General features: G+C 52.7%; 19 protein-coding genes. 5 read left to right on the top strand and 14 right to left on the bottom strand.

Annotation, left to right across the window (positions count from 1 at the left end; all coding sequences use genetic code 11):
- Positions 1-142 precede the first annotated feature (142 nt).
- The 4 genes from pstB to sodA all read right to left on the bottom strand — a co-directional run bounded on the left by pstB (position 143) and on the right by sodA (position 5,515).
- Entirely contained in the window at positions 143-952 is an 810-nt protein-coding gene (gene pstB, locus ETC02_RS03420) for a phosphate ABC transporter ATP-binding protein PstB (RefSeq protein WP_119878022.1), read from the bottom strand.
- Between the two features lie 330 nt (positions 953-1,282).
- Positions 1,283-3,394, bottom strand: coding sequence for a peptidoglycan D,D-transpeptidase FtsI family protein (locus ETC02_RS03415; protein WP_171698059.1), 2,112 nt, complete (start codon positions 3,392-3,394; stop codon positions 1,283-1,285).
- A gap of 72 nt (positions 3,395-3,466) precedes the next feature.
- A complete protein-coding gene (locus ETC02_RS03410; RefSeq protein ID WP_050367552.1) occupies positions 3,467-4,759 on the bottom strand; it encodes an MFS transporter in 1,293 nt (430 codons plus the stop codon).
- Positions 4,760-4,900: 141 nt separating this feature from the next.
- Positions 4,901-5,515 carry a superoxide dismutase SodA gene (gene sodA, locus ETC02_RS03405; RefSeq protein WP_171698058.1) on the bottom strand — a complete coding sequence of 205 codons (615 nt, stop codon included), beginning with the start codon at positions 5,513-5,515 and terminating at the stop codon, positions 4,901-4,903.
- A gap of 355 nt (positions 5,516-5,870) precedes the next feature.
- Between sodA and ETC02_RS03400 the strand changes: the two genes are divergently transcribed.
- On the top strand, positions 5,871-6,644 hold the full coding sequence (locus ETC02_RS03400) for a DUF1189 domain-containing protein (protein WP_011231940.1): 774 nt from the start codon (positions 5,871-5,873) through the stop codon (positions 6,642-6,644).
- Between the two features lie 38 nt (positions 6,645-6,682).
- Here ETC02_RS03400 and pstA read toward each other — a convergent pair whose 3' ends face one another.
- The 3 genes from pstA to ETC02_RS03385 form a co-directional block, all read right to left on the bottom strand.
- Entirely contained in the window at positions 6,683-7,606 is a 924-nt protein-coding gene (pstA, locus tag ETC02_RS03395) for a phosphate ABC transporter permease PstA (protein ID WP_011231941.1), read from the bottom strand.
- A 1-nt stretch (position 7,607) separates the two neighbouring features.
- On the bottom strand, positions 7,608-8,495 hold the full coding sequence (pstC, locus tag ETC02_RS03390) for a phosphate ABC transporter permease subunit PstC (RefSeq protein ID WP_020278347.1): 888 nt from the start codon (positions 8,493-8,495) through the stop codon (positions 7,608-7,610).
- A 65-nt stretch (positions 8,496-8,560) separates the two neighbouring features.
- Entirely contained in the window at positions 8,561-9,451 is an 891-nt protein-coding gene (locus ETC02_RS03385) for a phosphate ABC transporter substrate-binding protein PstS family protein (protein ID WP_011231943.1), read from the bottom strand.
- A gap of 299 nt (positions 9,452-9,750) precedes the next feature.
- Here ETC02_RS03385 and ETC02_RS03380 point away from each other — a divergent pair, with 299 nt between their 5' ends.
- Positions 9,751-10,065, top strand: a complete 315-nt coding sequence (locus ETC02_RS03380) for a LysM peptidoglycan-binding domain-containing protein (protein ID WP_050367553.1) — start codon at positions 9,751-9,753, stop codon at positions 10,063-10,065.
- An 82-nt stretch (positions 10,066-10,147) separates the two neighbouring features.
- Positions 10,148-11,272 carry a flavodoxin-dependent (E)-4-hydroxy-3-methylbut-2-enyl-diphosphate synthase gene (gene ispG, locus ETC02_RS03375; protein WP_050367554.1) on the top strand — a complete coding sequence of 375 codons (1,125 nt, stop codon included), beginning with the start codon at positions 10,148-10,150 and terminating at the stop codon, positions 11,270-11,272.
- A 67-nt stretch (positions 11,273-11,339) separates the two neighbouring features.
- Here the strand turns inward: ispG and ETC02_RS03370 are convergent, their stop codons facing one another.
- Positions 11,340-11,687: a hypothetical protein gene (locus ETC02_RS03370; protein WP_033010230.1), complete on the bottom strand. Its 348-nt coding sequence runs from the start codon at positions 11,685-11,687 to the stop codon at positions 11,340-11,342.
- A gap of 97 nt (positions 11,688-11,784) precedes the next feature.
- Here ETC02_RS03370 and ETC02_RS03365 point away from each other — a divergent pair, with 97 nt between their 5' ends.
- The gene (locus ETC02_RS03365; RefSeq protein ID WP_033010231.1) at positions 11,785-12,351 is read left to right on the top strand and encodes a nucleotidase; all 567 of its coding nucleotides are present in this window, start codon (positions 11,785-11,787) and stop codon (positions 12,349-12,351) included.
- A 17-nt stretch (positions 12,352-12,368) separates the two neighbouring features.
- Here the strand turns inward: ETC02_RS03365 and ETC02_RS03360 are convergent, their stop codons facing one another.
- From ETC02_RS03360 to ETC02_RS03345, 4 genes are all read right to left on the bottom strand, one after another.
- Complete coding sequence (locus tag ETC02_RS03360) at positions 12,369-12,794, bottom strand: Fur family transcriptional regulator (RefSeq protein WP_033010232.1); 426 nt, start codon at positions 12,792-12,794, stop codon at positions 12,369-12,371.
- Positions 12,791-13,633 carry a metal ABC transporter permease gene (locus tag ETC02_RS03355; RefSeq protein ID WP_033010233.1) on the bottom strand — a complete coding sequence of 281 codons (843 nt, stop codon included), beginning with the start codon at positions 13,631-13,633 and terminating at the stop codon, positions 12,791-12,793. The genes ETC02_RS03360 and ETC02_RS03355 overlap by 4 nt, the downstream gene beginning before the upstream one ends.
- Positions 13,634-13,671: 38 nt before the next feature.
- Positions 13,672-14,427 (bottom strand): metal ABC transporter ATP-binding protein, encoded by a 756-nt coding sequence (locus ETC02_RS03350; RefSeq protein ID WP_171698057.1) that lies wholly within the window; start codon positions 14,425-14,427, stop codon positions 13,672-13,674.
- Between the two features lie 82 nt (positions 14,428-14,509).
- Positions 14,510-15,391, bottom strand: a complete 882-nt coding sequence (locus tag ETC02_RS03345; protein WP_171698056.1) for a YitT family protein — start codon at positions 15,389-15,391, stop codon at positions 14,510-14,512.
- A gap of 98 nt (positions 15,392-15,489) precedes the next feature.
- Here ETC02_RS03345 and ETC02_RS03340 point away from each other — a divergent pair, with 98 nt between their 5' ends.
- On the top strand, positions 15,490-15,750 hold the full coding sequence (locus ETC02_RS03340) for a DUF2624 domain-containing protein (RefSeq protein ID WP_047818712.1): 261 nt from the start codon (positions 15,490-15,492) through the stop codon (positions 15,748-15,750).
- Between the two features lie 21 nt (positions 15,751-15,771).
- Here ETC02_RS03340 and ETC02_RS03335 read toward each other — a convergent pair whose 3' ends face one another.
- On the bottom strand, positions 15,772-16,671 hold the full coding sequence (locus ETC02_RS03335; RefSeq protein WP_095859673.1) for a deoxyribonuclease IV: 900 nt from the start codon (positions 16,669-16,671) through the stop codon (positions 15,772-15,774).
- Positions 16,672-17,109: 438 nt separating this feature from the next.
- Entirely contained in the window at positions 17,110-18,420 is a 1,311-nt protein-coding gene (locus ETC02_RS03330; RefSeq protein ID WP_171698055.1) for a DEAD/DEAH box helicase, read from the bottom strand.
- Between the last annotated feature and the right edge of the window lie 237 nt (positions 18,421-18,657).

The following is an 18,657-nucleotide window of genomic DNA, read 5'->3' as shown; positions in this document are numbered from 1 at the left end:
AAAAAAGGTGTCCCTCCCAAAGGACCGGGACACCTTTTCTTAAGGCTGTGTCTGCGCATCAAACAGCGTTTTTTGAAAGAAACACATCTTTTTTGAAACGAACTTTTTGTCCGTCATGCCTGACGCCCTCCGGCCGCTTTTATCATCCGAACCGCCCGGCGATATAATCCGCCGTCCGCTGATCAGCTGGACGAGAAAACAACGTTTTTGTCTCGCCGTACTCAATCACTTCTCCGTTTAAGAAAAACGCTGTCCGATCGGAAATGCGAGCCGCCTGCTGCATATTATGCGTGACAATGATGATGCTGTATTTTGTTTTCAGCTCGCCCATCAACTCCTCGACCTTCGCTGTCGAAATCGGATCGAGCGCTGATGTCGGTTCATCCATTAAAATGACATCCGGCTCGACGGCCAAACAGCGGGCGATGCACAGCCGCTGCTGTTGGCCGCCCGATAAACCGAGGGCATTTTCATGAAGCCGATCTTTGACTTCCTCCCAGAGCGCCGCTTGGCGCAAGCTTTTTTCGACGATCTCATCGAGCCGCCGCCGGTCGCGGATCCCATGAATGCGCGGCCCATAGGCGACGTTGTCATAAATCGACTTTGGAAACGGGTTGGGCTTTTGAAACACCATGCCCACTTGCGTCCGCAGCTGTTCAACAGGGTATGACGTGTCAAAAATGCGGCGGCCGCGATACAAAATCTCCCCTTCGAGCCGGACGTTTGGAATGAGCTCGATCATTCGATTGAGCGTTTTGATATAGGTTGACTTGCCGCATCCTGACGGGCCGATAATCGCTGTAATCTCGCGTTCATAAAAAGACAGGTGAATATGTTTTAACGCATGATGCTCGCCATACCATACGTTCAGTCCATTCGTTTCGTAAACAACCTCTTTTTTCACCAACTGGGCCGAAGGAATGTCCTCTTTTCGGCGCTCCACCACCGCCATCGTACTCATCGGCGTGACTCCTTTCATTTCCTTCCGCCCTCACTGGCAGCGGAAGATCGAGTTTTTCCTATCATAAGCATACAAAACGATCGTTAACGCTGTGTGGACGGTATGTAAAGTTTTTGTAAACGAACATCATTTTTTGGCTCTTCACCACAACATGTACTTGACAAGCAATACGGTTTCCGGCACAAAGATATGCAAAACGTGCTGACTTTCCCTCACAAGCGTAAATAGGGTATGTTCAGAAAAAATCAAGTACAACTTTTAGTGAAGAGCCATTTTTTTGCAAGCGCAAAAAAAGAGGCGCCTGGCTAGGCACCTTTCATGTCAGCGCGCATCGGCGGCCTCCGCACCGCCTTGCGCATCGAAGCTGCTCCCGCCTCCGGCCGCCCGCTTCGCTTTCAATTCAAAATAGGCGTCCAAAATACGGCGGCCGATGCGGTTGTTAATGCCGTCGCTTTCCCCTTGCGTCGCCCATGGGACCACAACGGCGAACGATACTTGCGGATCATTATACGGCGCATAGCCGACAAGCGTCAAATTGTAGGTCGAGTCATTGCGGCGGCTTTTGATCGGTCCATCGTAATACGCCTGTGCCGTCCCCGTTTTGCCGGCCGGCTTGTACGGGGCATTGGCGAAATACGCATACGCCGTTCCGCCCGGCTCTTGCATCACACGGCGGAATCCTTCTTGCACCCGTTCAATGTACTCGGTTTTCATATCGACGCGGTTTAAGACAACCGGTTCAAACCGTTTGATGACGCGGCTAGGTTCTTTTCCAATGGACGGCTCACGAATTTCTTTGACGAGCTGCGGCTTCATCCGATAGCCGCCGTTGGCGATCGTCGACACGTATTGCGCCAGCTGCATCGGCGTATACATATCATACTGGCCGATCGCCAAGTCAAGCAAAAGACCAGGAATTGTACTTTGTCCTTGGAAGCCGCCGAGTTCATTCGGCAAGTCAATGCCTGTTTTGACGCCCAAGCCAAATTGGCTGAAATAGTGGCGAATCGTCGTAAATGCCTCTGGATTGATGCGAAGCGGCGCGTGCGGACGATACACACCGCCCCCGATGGCGATCGCTGTTTTGAACATATAGACGTTCGATGACTGCTTGAGCGCCGTCAGCTCGTTGATCGTCCCCATCGTTTTCCACGATTTTTTCACCGGGGTATCTTTAATATACAGCGGCTCGTCCTTGATATACGTATTCGGATGGAGCACTCCCGTTTGAAAACCGGTAAGGATGGTCGCCCCCTTCACCGCCGATCCCATTGTATAGGCGGACGTAATGTTGCCGATGGCAAAGTCGACAAATTTGCCATCTTGAAGAAGCTTGCCGGCCATCGCCAACACTTCGCCCGTCTTCGGGTTCATCATGACGACAAACGCCCGGTCCAAGAGCGGCGACCGGCCTTTGCGCTTCGTCGCCAAAATCTCCTGCTGAATGATCTCTTCGACTTTTTGCTGCAATTCGGCATCGATCGTCAGCACAAGGTCTTTCCCGCGCTCGCCCGGGTACACTTCCTCAACCGAAACGACGCGGCCCGACTTGTCGACCACGTTTTTCACTTTCGCCTTTTTGCCGTGTAGCACTTCTTCATACTGCATCTCCAAATAGCTTTTGCCAACGCGGTCGTTGCGGCTGTAGTCGCGGGCCAAAAAGTAGTCGAGCCGCTCGCGCGGAACGCCTTCATCTTCTTCCGTCACACTGCCGAGCACGGAGCGGAATGTATTGTCATACACGTATTTCCGGTCCCAGTCAACGGTCGTATTGACGCCAGGCAGCTCGCTTAAGTGTTCGCTGACGACCGCATATTCGCGGTCGGTCACCCCTTTGCTTTTGACCGTCTGCGGCGTCAAGGCGTAGCCGCTCTCCATCTCATGTTTAATGGCGATCACTTCAAGCTCCGACTTCGAAATTTGCGCCAAATCTTGCTTGGTGATGCGGTCAAGCGTCCATTCATACACCTTTTTGTCGATCTCTTTTTGTGTCAGCCCTTGGTCAGCGAGCTTTTTCCGTTCTTGTTCGCTCACTTTCTTTTTGGCTTCTTCCGGATGGGTCAAAATCCAATAATCTTTCATGTCTCGCTCCGTCACTTTTTCCTCTGCATCCGGAATGTCGATGTATTGGGCGAGTTTCCTTGCTACGTCCAATATTTCTTCCGGCTGAGTCGTTTTGGAGCGCGTGTACGTAATCGCCTTTTTCGGCGTGTTGTCGACGATCACTTGGCCGAACCGGTCGTAAATTTTACCGCGCGGCACCGGTGTGCTGACAATCTCATCCTGCGTCCGCTCGACTTCGCGCCGGTAGTCCTCCCCATACACGATTTGCACGACCCCAAGGCGCAAAATCAGCGCCGAAAACAACAAGAAGACAAAGAAAAACAAAATGTTCAACCGAATCGGCACTTGTGCCCGTTTCTTCCGTTTCATCCCCCGGCCCTCCTTTCCCCCCTATTGTAAAAGAAAAAGAAGGGGTTGGCTAGGGAAAAACATGGGCGACTTTTATGCTGTCGGGCCGCCCCGTTCATTGGCCAGCTTCGGCCGAAGCAAAAGCCGCCCTTGCCGCTCCCGCTCCGGATGGCCATCAGTCAAGCGGATGCGGCGGACGAACCAATAAATGATCAAATGCCCGGCGCCGCACACAAACATCAGCACACGAATGCCCGTCTGCTCGTTAAAGAGCTCCACCGCCGCCAAAAAGACAAGAATCGACGCCACCCGTCCGGCGTTTAAAAACAGCTCGCGGACGACGATATATTCGACGCGCGCTTCCGCTGATTTCCAGCTTTTCCCGATCACGTCAAACGTCAACGATGAGTACGGAACAAGCAAAATCGGATAAGCGATGGCAATCGTGACGGCATAAAGAAGAAGGCGCGGGTACGAAGGATGAAAGACGATGAGAAAAATGGCTGCATACAGCAAAAGACCGCCCAACAAAATGGCTTTCATCCGGTATTCCCGCTTCATCAACCGGGAGACGACGTAATAAGCGATAAACGATGTGAAGGAATTGACCAATCCGTACTTGCCAAGCGCCCATTCGCTATGGGAGCTGACGTAGACAAGCACGGAAATGACAAAAACGAACGAGCCTTCACGCAGTCCTTGAAAAAAATGGGCGTTCGTAATGAGCCGCCAGTTCCGGTTTTCATTCCGTTCCTTTAAAATGCGGAAAAATAAATATTTCCCCGCTGCCGGACGGCGCTTAAGGAAAAAGCTGAGCAGCACCGCAACAATAAACAAACCGAGCGACAACGAAAACGTCACCGTGTACCCCTTTGCCCCGGCCAGCGACGAAATGATGTAGCCGGCGGCAATCGGCCCGATCATACCGGCTGATGAGGTCAACACCCCGAAAAAACCGTTAAAAAAGTCGCGCGTCTCCGGTTCGGTAATTTCAAATGTCAGCACGTTAAAAGCGAGCCAGTAAAAACCGTAGCCGACGCCGAGCAGCGCGCCGAGAACGAGCAAATATTGATGGGCGCGGGAGCCGACCAGCAAAACCGTGACAAAAAAAACGGCTAAACACGACACACCAAGCCGTAAAATCAAAATGCGGTCGATCTGTTTCGCCAGACGGCCGGCAACGATAAACGTCAGCGGCTGCATCGTGACGACCGCCAAGTTGTACAATGCCAAATCGCGAAAATCGCCGGTCTGTTTCCACAAATAAATGTTGACAAACGTGTTCGACAGGGAAACACCGAGCGCATAAAATCCTCCAATGCAAAGCAGCAGCAGTAAATCACGGCCTACTTGTTCTTGGCCGGTCAATTTTTCGAAAAATGCCATTGCGAACTCCCCTTTTCGTCTATCCGGTAGTGTGGCCATTTCCGCTGCCTCTATGCACCCGGCGCAACGAAAACCGCTCCCTTTGCCTGACCCCTCCGTCGCTAAAAAAGCGGGGCGTTTTGTTTCGCCCCGCTTTGTTGATTACTTCGCTTTCGCTTCGCTGTACCGTTTCGCCACTTCGTCCCAGTTGACAATGTTCCAGAATGCGACAATGTATTCCGGACGGCGGTTTTGGTATTTCAAGTAGTACGCATGCTCCCAAACGTCCAAGCCGAGAATCGGCGTTTTGCCTTCCATAATCGGCGAGTCTTGGTTCGGCGTGCTCGTAATTTCCAGCTCGCCGTTGTTCACGACAAGCCATGCCCAGCCAGAACCGAAACGGCCGGCCGCTGCTTTCGAAAACTCGTCTTTAAACGCGGTGAAGCTGCCGAATTTTTTGTTGATCGCCTCAGCCAGCTCACCCGTCGGCTCACCGCCGCCATTTGGCGACAAAATCGTCCAGAAAAGCGAGTGGTTTGCATGACCGCCGCCGTTGTTGCGCACCGCCGTGCGAATGCTTTCCGGAAGGGCTTCCAAATTGCTGAGCAATTCTTCGAGCGATTTGTTTTGCAAATCCGGATGCCCTTCAAGCGCCGCATTCAAATTTGTAACGTATGTGTTATGGTGCTTCGTATGGTGAATGTTCATCGTTTCTTTGTCGATGTGCGGCTCAAGCGCATCATACGGATACGGCAATGCTGGCAATTCAAATGGCATACTGATCTCCTCCTTTTTGATTTATGTACACGAACGCCAAAGCGTTCGCTTGAGATTAGCTTACCAAAGTTGGCACAATGTTTCAATCGATTTGCTTGTCCTCGCTTTTTGTTTACATATTTTCAACACACCGTTGACCGTTTCTTCATAATGACAAGCTATAGTATATGGCTGCCATTCGTTCCGAAGCCGATGCACTAAATGAACGGGTGTTGCAATGGCGCGCCTTGCTTGAAACCTTTCATTTGCCTTCTGACTAAAGCGGGAAGATGCCCGCTTTTTTCTTCGTCCCAAGTTGAATTCTTCCTCTTTCCCGGCTACAATGGAAAAGGAGACAAAGAAAGGTGTGTCTGCGATGAACGTATTCGTCCAGCTGTGGAAAAGCTTATATTCTCCGAAAGACATCGCCCGCTTTCGATTTCAGGGAATTGGGAAAACGATCGGGTATTTGTTTTTGCTGACTTTGCTGTCCATTCTTCCGACGTTTTACTATGTCTCCTCGTCGCTCACTGAAGGCATCCGCACAACGAGCGCCTTATTGAATAACGAGTTGCCGCCGTTTTCGATTGAAAACGGCGAACTTCACTCGGAGGCGGCCACGCCGATTCATATTGATCAAGGCGGATTTACGATCATTTTTGACAGCACCGGCAAAGTGACGAGTGAGAACGTCGAGCAGTTTCCGAACGCCATCGCGCTCTTGAAGCATGAGGCCGTGCTCGTCGCCGGCCATCAGGCGCAGCATTACAGCTATGCCACGTTTCCGGATGTGACCATTACCAACGAAGACGTTCGCGCGTTCATCGCCGGTCTTCAGTCGCTTCTCCCTGTCCTCATCCCGCTTTTTGGGCTCGTTTTATACGTGCTCGCCTGCGCCGGGAAATTCATCAGCGTGTGCATCTTTGCCTTTTTCGGCCTGATTCTTGCCGGCGTGCTCGACAAAACGCTGCGCTACCGCCATACATGGGTGATGTCGGCTTACGCCATTACGCTGTCGACCGTCTTTTTCACCGTGATGGAAACGGTGCAAGCGGTCGTGCCCTACGGCGCGTTGATCCATTGGTTCGTTTCGCTTGTCGTTCTCTTTTTGGCAGTCAAGGAAGTGCCATCAGCCAAACGGGAAATATAAAAAAGCTGCCTGTTGATGCAGGACAGCTTTTTTTGTGCTTACGCTGCTTTGCTTCTTTCTCCTCGTCCTCGACGCGCGCGCCGCCCCCCGGAGAAATGCCGCGCAAGCAAGGAAGAAGCGAGCCGTGCGGCCAAATTGAATAAAAGAACGGCCACCATCAACACAGCCGCCGATTTGGCCGCGATCAGCTTTGCGTCTGGGACAATGCCTTCCGAATTCAATTTCCAAATATGCACCGTCAGCGTTTCGGCCGGCCGGAACACGTTCAGCGGGTTGGCCTGGCTGCCCCAATCCGCATCCCAACGAAGCATCGGAGTCGTCAGCCCAGCGGTATAAATGAAAACAGCCGCTTCGCCGAAAATGCGCCCAGCCGATAAAATGACGCCGGTGACAATTTGCGGGATGGCGGCCGGAAGCACCGCTTTGACCAACGTCTGCCAGCGCGTCGCTCCAAGGGCAAGACTCCCCTCTTTAATGTTGGCTGGAACATCCAAAATCGCCGTTTCGCAAATGCGCGTCAATCCAGGCAAATTGATGATCGTGACGGCTAACGCTCCGCCGAGCAGCGTATAGCCCCAACCCGTCAAGGTGACAAACGCCAACAATCCAAACAACCCGACGACAATCGACGGCAATGATGCCATCGTTTCCAAGCAAAGGCGAATGAACCCGACGATCCGCCCTTGTTTGGCGTATTCGGCCAAATAAATTCCAGCTCCCAACGAAAGCGGAACCGACAAAAGCAATGTCACAACCAACATATAAAATGAATTGATGAGCTGCGGACCAATGCCGCCGCCCGCTTGCGTATTGCTCGGCCGTCCGAACAGAAACTCAGGTTGCCAAAACCCCGCTCCTTTCGACAACACAACGGCAAAAAAGAACATGAGCAACCCGATGACTGCAGCAGCCACCGCATAGAAAATGCCTGTCCAAACTTTATCGATCATTCGCGCTGTCATCTTATCGCTCCTTTCTCGGGCCGACCAAACGGATCACGGCAATGAAGAAAAACGAGATCAAGAGCAAAATGAGCGCCAATGTCCATAACGCGTTGTTCCATGGTGTTCCGTTGATCGTATTTGCCATATCCATCGTCAATACACTTGTTAACGTCGCCGTCGGGCTGTCAAGGCCTGAAGGCAGCTTAATCGTATTGCCGATCACCATCTGCACAGCAAGCGCCTCGCCAAACGCCCGCGCCAAGCCGAGAACGACGCCGGTGGCAATCCCGGCTTTCGCCGCCGGAACGATGACGCGGGAAATCGCCTGCCAACGCGTAGAGCCAAGCCCGTATGATGCTTCCATATACGTCATCGGGACATTGGCCAAGGCGTCGGCCGCAATGCTGGTGATGGTCGGCAAAATCATCATACTAAGGACGATGATCCCCGCCAACAGACTAAAGCCGGAGCCTCCGAACCATTCGCGCAAGAGCGGAACGAGAATCGTCACCCCAAGCCAGCCATACACCACCGACGGAATGCCGACAAGCAGCTCCAGCACCGGCTTGAGCAACGAAACGAACCATTTGGGAGCGATAAAGTTCATGAAAATCGCCAACGCCAACGCGATCGGCGCACTGATCAACAAAGCGCCAAGCGAGACGAGCATCGAGCCAACAATAAAAATGAGCGCCCCATACTTCGGCGGCGTGCCGTTTGGATCCCATTGCATCGAAAGCAACATGTCGGAAAGCGAAAGACCGCTGTCCGTAAAGGACTGAATTCCCTTTACCGCCAAAAAGATGATCATCGTCACCGTAATCAGAACGATCAGCCAGCCGCAGATGACCGCAAACGTGCGGCCGATGTACTCTTCAAGCCAGCGATTCCGCCGTTTCGTATGCATTTGTTGCATGGCTTCATCCCTCCATTGTCAAAGGCCGGCCTAACGAGCCGGCCTTCCGCCCTTCTCTACTCCAATTCCGTCATCGGGATATACCCCATCTTTTTAACGGTCGGCGCAAATTCTTCGCTCTTGACAAAGTCGATAAACGCTCGCACTTCTTCCTTCGCTTCCCCTTTGGTAATCATGTATTCATACGACCAAAACGGGTACTTTTCCGTGCGGATGTTTTCCACCGTCGGTTCCGCGCCGTCAATTTTGACCGTTTTCAAGTTTTTCTTTTCCCCAATTAAATACGACATGGCTACATAGCTGACAGCGCCCGGCGTCGAGCTGATCGCCTGTTCGACCGCTCCGTTCGAATCTTGCACCGTACCGATGGAATCATCGATTTTTACGCCTTTCATGATCGTTTTCTCAAATGTCGCCCGCGTACCCGATGACGCCGGACGGTTGATCACGTGAATGGCTTCATCTGGTCCGCCGACTTCTTTCCAGTTTTTAATCTTTCCGCTGAAAATATCTTGAATTTGCTTCGTCGTTAAATTATCGACCTTCACATCGTCGTTGACCACAATCGCAAAGGCGATGCCGGCCACTTTATGGTCAACAAGCTCTGACGCTTTCGATTTGTCGTCCAGCTTCTCCGCCGCCGGCACATCCGAGTTGCCGATTTGCACGGCGCCGGCTGCCACTTGGTTGACGCCCGTACCGCTGCCGCCGCCTTGAACGGTGATCGATACGTCCGGATACTTTTCCATAAACGCGTTTGCCGCTTCCTCTGCCAGCGGCTGAAGCGCTGTAGATCCCGCTAGTGCAATGGTGCCGGAGTAGGTTTCTTCTTTCTTTGCCGTTCCTTCATTGCCGCCCGCGTTGTTCTTTTCAGTCTGCCCGCAGCCGGCCAAAACGCCGGTCATCAACAAGGCGGCCAATCCCAATTTGACTCGTTTGCTCCACATTCAGAAATCCCCCCGTTTTGTTTTCGTACTTTCAACGTACAAGACCATTGTAGCGAGACATTGTTAGGCCCTTATAAAGCAGTTGTTAAGTTTCTGTAAAGACAAAAAACAGGAATATTTTCAAAAAGCCGTCAAGCGAGCCTTGAAGGCAAAGAAGAACGGTGATGCCGTTTTTCAAATTGGAGACATTCTTTTGTTGAAGTGTTTTCCTCATGAACTCAACGACCTTGCTAAGGAAGACATATTTTCGCTGGACAAGCATACATATGAAATAGATATACGCATGCGGAGGAAGCGTCATGAAAAAATTCATTCTTCTCCTATTTCTCATTCTTTCCAGTTATATCGTTTACCGCGATCTTGCCATCGGAACGCTTCACCCTTCGTCTGAAGCAGCAGCAGCCGTTGTCCAGTCGAAACAGGCGGCCATCCCGTACCGGACGGTGACCATTCGCCCTGGCGATACGTTGTTGTCCATCATCGAGAAAGAACTCAACGGTCCATTGCCCGTTCCGCTCGAGCAGCTGATCCGTGATTTTGAACGGTTAAATCCAGGCGAACATGCGCAAACATTAAAAATCGGGAAAACTTATAAAGTGCCGATCTATCGCTAACCGGCGAATCGCTTGTCAAACGGCGGATGGCACTGTTACAATAATGCAGAAAGCGACTTGAATGTTAAAGGAGCGAATTCCCGTGGGTGAAATCATCCATCGTTCAAAAACGCGGCCCGTCCGCGTCGGTCCGCTGACGATCGGCGGCAGCAATGAAGTAACGATTCAAAGCATGACGACGACGAAAACGCACGATGTCGAGGCGACGGTGGCGCAAATCCGCCGGCTTGAGGAGGCGGGCTGTCAAATCGTCCGCGTCGCCTGCCCGGACGAACGGGCCGCCGCGGCGATACCGGAAATTAAAAAGCGAATCAACATCCCGCTTGTCGCCGACATCCACTTTGACTACAAACTGGCGCTGAAAGCGATCGAAGGCGGCGTTGATAAAATCCGCATCAATCCAGGCAACATCGGGCGCCGCGAAAAAGTCGAAGCGGTCGTGAAAGCGGCGAAAGAGCGCGGCGTGCCGATCCGCATCGGCGTCAACGCCGGATCGCTGGAAAAACGCATTTTAGAAAAATACGGATATCCAACAGCCGACGGCATGGTCGAGAGCGCCTTATACCATATCCGCATCTTGGAAGAACTCGATTTTCACGACATTATCGTTTCGTTGAAAGCGTCCGATGTGCGCCTCGCCATTGAAGCGTACGAAAAAGCGGCGCGCACGTTCGACTATCCGCTCCATGTTGGCATCACCGAGGCGGGAACGCTTTTCTCCGGCACGATCAAAAGCGCCGTCGGGCTTGGCGCCATTTTAAGCAAAGGGATCGGCAACACGATCCGCGTTTCGCTAAGCGCCGACCCGGTTGAAGAAGTGAAAGTAGCGCGCGAAATTTTAAAAACGTTCGGGCTCGCCTCCAATGCGGCGACGCTCATTTCCTGCCCGACGTGCGGGCGGATTGAGATCGATTTGATCAGCATCGCCAATGAAATCGAGGACTATATCGCCAAAATTAAGGCGCCGATCAAAGTCGCCGTGCTCGGTTGCGCGGTCAACGGCCCGGGCGAAGCGCGCGAGGCGGATATCGGCATCGCCGGCGCCCGCGGCGAAGGCTTGTTGTTCCGCCACGGCAAAATTGTCCGCAAAGTACCGGAAGAACAAATGGTAGAAGAGCTGAAAAAAGAAATCGACAAGCTGGCGGAAGAATATTTTGCGAAACAAAAGGAAAAAGAAGCCGCCCTGAAAAGCGGCGCCCCGGAATAAACGGGGCGCGTCAACGGGCGGACGCCGAAAATAGGGCGTCCCCGCCTTGGGGACACCCTCGCTTTTTTTACGTATAAAACGGCATAATAAACAGGCGGACGAGAATGGCGATGACGCCAATCCCGATGGCCCAAGCCCCAAGCGTTTCCGCCCCGCGCCGGCGTGCAATAAAACCGACGATGATGCCGGCGGCTCCTAACAAAATCGGCCAAATAAACAAGGCGATGATCGACAACGCCAGGGCGAGCCATCCAAGCCCGGCGCCGCCTGCGCGTTCTTCATCCCGCTCGTCGCGGCGGCGAATCGGTTCAGCGACTTCCGCCGCTGTTTCTTCCATGAAAGTGCGTTCTGGTTCCTCTTTTCCGATCGATTGCACGTAACTTCCATTATACGTGCGCTCGCGATCATCTGCCATATGCTTCCCTCGCTTTCCTAAAGTAAGGAGCATTCTTAGTATGAGAAACCGGTGTCATTTTATCAGTGTGAATATTTTCTAAAAGGGGGATGCGACGATGAAACACCGGCTCGGGATCGACATTGACGGCACGGTTACGTGTCCGAGCACATTTATTCCGTATTTAAACGAGGCATTTGGCAAACCACTCACATTAGGCGACATTACACAATATAATTTGGCGCCGCTGTACGGGACAACGGAGGAAGAAATGGACCGGTGGCTTGCGGAAAATGAGGCGGGCATTTACGAACGTGCGCCGCTGGCTCGCTACGCGCTTGAGGTGATTGACAGCTGGAAAGACAAATACGAGCTGTATTACATCAGCGCCCGCGGCCGCCATTTGTACGAGCTCACCGAACGCTGGTTTCAACGGCACGGCATCCATTACCACCATATTGAGCTGATCGGGTCCCACGATAAAATCGCCGCCGTCCGCCAATACAGGCTGGCCGCCTTTTTTGAAGATAAATACGATAACGCTTGTGAGATCGCAGAAGCATGCGGCATCCCGGTCATTTTGTTTGACACGCCATACAACCAAGGCCCGCTTCCTGACAATGTCATCCGCGTCCGGCATTGGCTCGAGGCCAAGCGTGAAGTCGAGCTGCGCTTGGCGCCATAAGAAAAACATCTCCCGCCTTATATCGGGAGATGTTTTTGGCATTGCGGACATGTTCCGTAAATTTCAAATTTATGGTCGGCGATTTCGTAGCCGTCGAGCTGCGTGGCCAGCCTTTCCATTGGACATATATCGATTTCTTTTGTTTTCCCGCACTCGGTGCAAATGAAATGATGGTGATGGCGGCGGGCGTCGCAGGCGAACCGAAACCGTTTCTCTCCTGACAACTCGGTCATCTCCAAAATGCCAAGCGCAGCAAAGAGCGACAAATTGCGGTACACCGTGTCAACGCTTAAGCCCGGATAAGCGGGACGAAGCGCCTCAAGCACTTCTTTTGCCGTCAAATATTTGTCGCGGCCGGCAAACAGCTCGAGCATTTGTTTCCGTTTTTCCGTATATTTAAACCCTTTTTCCTTCATTAACTGCAACGCTTCGCCGACGTTCATCGCGACCGCCCCCTTCTCCATTTTTTCCATCCTAATACGAGAAGCAAAATGGCCACGGCCATCATGACAATCGTTCCGCCCGGCGCCCAATCGAGTTCGTATGCCGCCAGCAAGCCGACGATGACGGAAAGCTCCCCGAAGAAAACGGAATATGCGATGGCTTGTTTAAAGCTTTTGGCGATGCGGATGCTCGCGGCCACCGGCAGCGTCATGAGCGAAGAAACGAGCAGCACGCCAACGATGCGCATCGACGCCGCGATGACGAGAGCGACAAGCACGATAAACAAAAAATGAATGAGCTTGGCGCGGACGCCGGAAACGCGAGCATATTCCTCATCAAACGAGAGAAGAAACAATTCCTTGTAAAAAGCGAAAATGACGGCGGCAGCAACAATCGCGACGCCGAGCGCCGTTCCGACATCAGAGCGGCTGACAGCGCTCACGCTGCCGAACAAGTACGAAAACAAATCAGTTGTAAATCCGTTGGCCGCTGAAATCAAAATCACACTTAAGCCGATGCCGGCCGATAAAATGATCGGAATGGCAAGCTCCTCATAATGCCGGTACACAGCACGCAGCTTTTCGATAAACAGCGAGCCGATGACGGAAAAGCCCATGCCGATGTACAGCGGGTTCCATCCGGCTGCCGCCGGCACGGACTTCCCGAGCAGCAGCCCGGCGGCAATGCCGGCAAGCGTGACATGGCTCAACGCATCCGCGATGAGCGAGAGCCGCCGAACAACGATAAACACGCCAAGCAGCGGCGCGGCAAATCCGGTCAATACCCCGGCCCAGAAGGCGTTGCGCAAAAACTCGTACTGCCATAAGGCTTCCCACACGTGTCATTCCTCCAACGTCAATCGTTTATATGGCCCCTCTAGTGCTCGTGGGAGAGAACGTGAAGCGGATGCCCGTAAAACTGCGAAATGGCTTCGTCGCCAAGCTGTTCAAACTCCTCCGCTTTTCCATGGAAATAGAGGCGTCTGTTCAAACAGGCGATATGGGTGACCCGCTCCGTAATCGTCCCGATGTCGTGCGTCACTAAGATAAGCGTCAAACCGCGGCGGTTCAAATCGCCAAGCAGCTCATAAAACTCGTGCACATGGCGGGCATCCACGCCGACCGTCGGCTCGTCTAAAATGAGCAAATCCGGTTGGCTCGCCAACGCCCGGGCGATAAACACCCGCTGCTGCTGGCCGCCGGACAGCTCGCCGATATTGCGCTTCGCCAACTCGCTCAGCCCAACAGCCTCAAGCGCCGCCGTGACCGCCCGCCGGTCTTCTTTCGTCAACAGGCGGAACAAGCCGCGTTTCGCCGTCAATCCGCTCGCCGCCACTTCCTCAACCGTCGCCGGGAAACCGCGGTTAAAACTGTTGGCTTTTTGCGATACAAAGCCGATTCGATGCCATGCCCGGAACGATTCAACCGGTTCACCGAACAACAAAATGCGGCCATGCGACGGCTTGAGCAAACCGAGCACGCATTTCAGCAGCGTCGATTTTCCCGAGCCGTTCGGGCCGACCAATCCTAAAAATGCTCCTTTCGGCACCGTTAAACTAACATGCTCAAGCACGTTCTCGTTTTCATAGCGGAACGACACATCCTCAATTTGCAAAACAAGCCCACTCTCCATGGCGGTTCTCCCTTGCTAATTCAGAATCATTCTGATTTGCTTCACTATGCAAGTATACCCCGCCATCCGCGTTTTGTAAACCTCAATGAATCGCTGATTTAAAGCGGGCGCCGCGCACTTCATGCGTCGGCATAATGGTGATGAACGCATCCGGGTCGATTTCATTGACGATCGATTTTAGTTTTGTCACTTCCAAGCGCGTGACGACCGCATAAATAATTTCTTTTTCTTCATCGGTGTAGCCGCCTTTGCCGATCAAATTCGTCGTTCCGCGGCCGAGGCGGTGCAAAATGGCGTCCGAAATCTCCGCATAATAATCAGTGACAATAAAAGCGGCCCGCGTCTCATCAAGCCCTTCGATGACTGCGTCGATCGTCTTGGAAGCAATATAGTACGTCATGACCGAATACATCGCCGACTCGACCCCGAGCACAAACGCCGCCCAGCCGAAAATAAAGACGTTGACAAACATGACGAACTCCCCGACGGAAAACGGGATTTTTTTCGTCAACAAAATTCCTAAAATTTCCGTCCCATCGAGCGACCCACCATGGCGAATGACCAACCCGACGCCAAGCCCAAGCGCCAAACCGCCAAACACCGTTGCCAAAATCGGCTCGGCCGTCAGCGGGGAAAAATGATGAAATGCCCGTTCAGCGGCTCCGAGAATGACGACGCCTAAAATCGTCGACAACATAAACGTTTTGCCGATGTGCTTGTAGCCGAAATACATAAACGGGGCGTTTAAGAGGATGACAAGCGTGGCAAAATTGAGCAGCCGCCATTCATCTGGGATCAAGTAATCGAGGATGAGCGAAACACCGATAATGCCACCATCGATCATTTTATTCGGAACGAGCAGCCGCTCGATGGCAAACGCCGCCAAAGAGGCGCCGATGGCGATCATGACCACCCGGTACAACACATGGTTCAACGGTTCCTTTTTATGCTGTTTTGCCGCCAAATTACCACCCTTTCTCCCTTTGCTTTCATTTCCATTATATCATACACCCCTTTTCTGTTCACGCCATATGATGGAAGAGAACGAAGGAGGCGGTGGCAATGAATTTTTATCAACAGCTTGTCAAGCAAAAGTTGAAAACGATCACCCCAGAGGAATTGGCGGCCTACAGCCGGGACTACGGCCTGCCGATTACCGTCAGCCAGGCGAAAAAAATTCTCCATCTGGCCCGGACGAATGATATCAACGTTTTCGATCCGCAAGAACGGAAAAAATGGGTGCGCGAGCTGGCGAAAATCACCTCGCCGGAGATCGCCAAAAAAGCGAACGAACTGTTTTTGCAATTTGTGCAAAAAAAGTAAAAAAGGGCGGAACGCCCTTTTTTATTGCTCGTCAGCTGCAATTTTCTCAAGCAATCGATCATCAAAGGTCTTTGCCCGCAGCATCGCAATTTCATGCTTGTACGGTGGTTTTTTGTTGTTTTTCTCCTCACCGACATACGGCGTTTCTAAAATTTTTGGAATATCCTCCAGTTGTGGATGATGGACGATATAATTGAGCGCAGCAAATCCGATATGGCCGAACCCGATGTTTTCATGGCGGTCTTTTCGGCTGCCGCGCGGGTTTTTGCTGTCGTTAATGTGCAGTACTTTCAACCGCTCAAGACCGATGATGCGGTCAAATTCATCAAGCACGCCGTCAAAATCATTGACAATGTCATAGCCGGCGTCATGCGTATGGCACGTGTCAAAACAGACGGACAACTTGTCGTTATAGGCGACGCCATCAATGATGTACGCCAGCTCTTCGAACGTGCGCCCGCATTCCGATCCTTTGCCGGCCATCGTCTCAAGCGCGATTTGCACGGTCTGCCCGCGCGTCAACACTTCATTCAGCCCGCGGATGATTTGCCGGAGCCCCGCCTCCGCCCCGGCGCCGACATGAGCACCCGGGTGCAGCACAAGCTGGCTCGCCCCTATCGCTTCTGTCCGCTCGATTTCAGCGCGCAAAAAGTCGACGCCCAGCGAAAACGTATCGAGATTGGTCGTATTGCCGATATTGATGATATACGGGGCGTGGACGACAATCTCTTCGATGCCGTGCGCTTGCATATGCTTGCGCCCGGCTTCGATGTTGAGCTCTTCAATCGACTTGCGCTTTGTGTTTTGCGGCGCCCCGGTGTAAATCATAAACGTGTTGGCCCCGTAGGAGACAGCCTCTTCACTCGCGGCCAGCAGCATTTTCTTTCCGCTCATGGAAACATGTGAACCGATTTTTAACATCCTCTTCTCTCCCTTTTCGTTTCATCCTATTTCGCGCAGGAGACTCCCACTTCAACGACCAAAGGGAGTAAGTGGGAGAGGAATGCGCGTTCCCCTTTTCTTTTGTGTATGATAGAATAAAGGCGTGGAGAAAACCGTTTAATAAAGGCACTCCAATAACTGCTACTCGATGTATGGAGTTGGTTACAGGAAACGTTGTAACCGTAAAACATCGAGCGTAGATCCGTCTGTTGTGTGTGGAAGCCAAGTACTGCCAACAGACACACCGAGAGAATCGGTAACGATGCAGGCATGACCTGCGTCGTTGGGTAGTTGTCAACCTGCCCAGATGCAACCCCAAGTCAAGGAAGGAGGACGAAGTCCGCTTGTACTTCTGGGGAGTTGCAAGCCCCCACTTCAAGCGTTAGCTAAGTGGGGGTAGTTGACTCCGGGCCAAGACTACAATTGTTTGAAACGGCCAAGCCGCTTTTTCTTCTTTTTGAGCTCGGCGCGCAGCTTTTTCTTATAGCCCGGCTTCACTTTCTTCGCCTTTTTCAGCTTGGCGATCACCGGCGCGAGTTCGTCTTTCTTTTCGCCGGCCCGCTTGCTCCGCCGGTTCCATGGCGGGAGCTCTTTCCATTCGCCGCGCACAAGATCGCGGTGGACGAACGAAATGCCCATTTTCTCCAGGCGGGCGATCGCATCTTGGTCAGACGGCTCGTAAATCGTCGCCGCAATGCCGTTGTAGCCGGCGCGCGCCGTCCTTCCAGCGCGGTGGATGTAAAACTGCAAATCATCCGGCAGTTCGTAGTTGACAACATGGCTGACTCCTTCGATGTCGATGCCGCGCGCCGCCAAATCGGTGGCGACCACGTATTGAAACTCGAGATCGCGGATTTGGTTCATCACTTTTTTTCGTTCGCGCGGCGTCAAATCGCCGTGCAGCACGCCGACTTTCAGCCCTTGTTCCGCAAGAAGGTCGGCGACTTCATCCGCCATCTTTCTCGTGTTGACGAACACGATGGCCAAATACGGGTTGTAGCTGACAAGCACATCATGAAGCAGCCTAGCCTTCTCGCGCCCACGCAGCGGAATGAGCACATGCTCGATGTTTTCGTTTGCCGCCTGTCTCGGCTTGACCTGGACGAATGTTGGATTTTCCATATATTTTTTCAAAAACGGCTTCAGCTTTTCCGGAATGGTCGCTGAAAAGACGAGCATTTGCAACTCTTTCGGCATCCGGGCGGCGATTTGGTCGACATCCGTGATAAAGCCCATATCGAGCATCAAGTCAGCTTCATCGACGACAAGGATGTGGGCCGTATGCACATCAAGCGCCTGCTCGCGGATGAAATCGTTGATGCGCCCCGGCGTGCCGATGACGATGTGCGGCTGCACCGTCAATTTCTCGAGCGCTTTTTGCTTATCCGTCCCACCGATGAAACAGCGGGCGATGATCATGCGGTCTTTCGGGCAAAATTTTGTAATCTTCAATGTCTCATGATAAATTTGCGTCGCCAGCTCGCGCGTCGGCGCCGTGATGACAGCCTGCACTTCCGCACGCTCCGGATCGATCTTTTCGATGATCGGCAACAAATAGGCATGCGTTTTCCCTGTCCCGGTTTGCGACTGGCCGACCATGCTTTCGCCGCGCAGCGCCCCCGGAATGATGCGTTCTTGAATTTCCGTCGGTTTATAAAAACGAAGCGCCTTAATGGCTTCGATGACAAACGGTTGAAACGAAAAACGGGCAAACTGCGTCTCCGTCATTCCACCACAACTCCCTTCTGCCTGAGCCGCTCCATTCGCTTCACCATTATAGCGAATGTCGGAGGTCGGCCGCAACTAAAGACCACGGCAGCGGGAAAAACCTTTCCCGCCCCGCCCGCATATTGTATGAACGAGGACGATTGTTCATCCGCACAGTGGAAAGGAGGCAACTGTCATGAGTGCCATGAGATACAGCCGGCCCCCGATGATGCCTTCTCCATTCATCGGTGCCCCGCC

The sequence above is a fragment of the Geobacillus sp. DSP4a genome (genome assembly GCF_013096875.1).
In the GTDB taxonomy this organism is placed as follows: Bacteria; Bacillota; Bacilli; order Bacillales; family Anoxybacillaceae; genus Geobacillus; species Geobacillus thermophilus.
The sequence above is the reverse complement of the archived record's forward strand: the minus strand, read 5'-3'. Positions and strand labels throughout refer to the sequence as shown.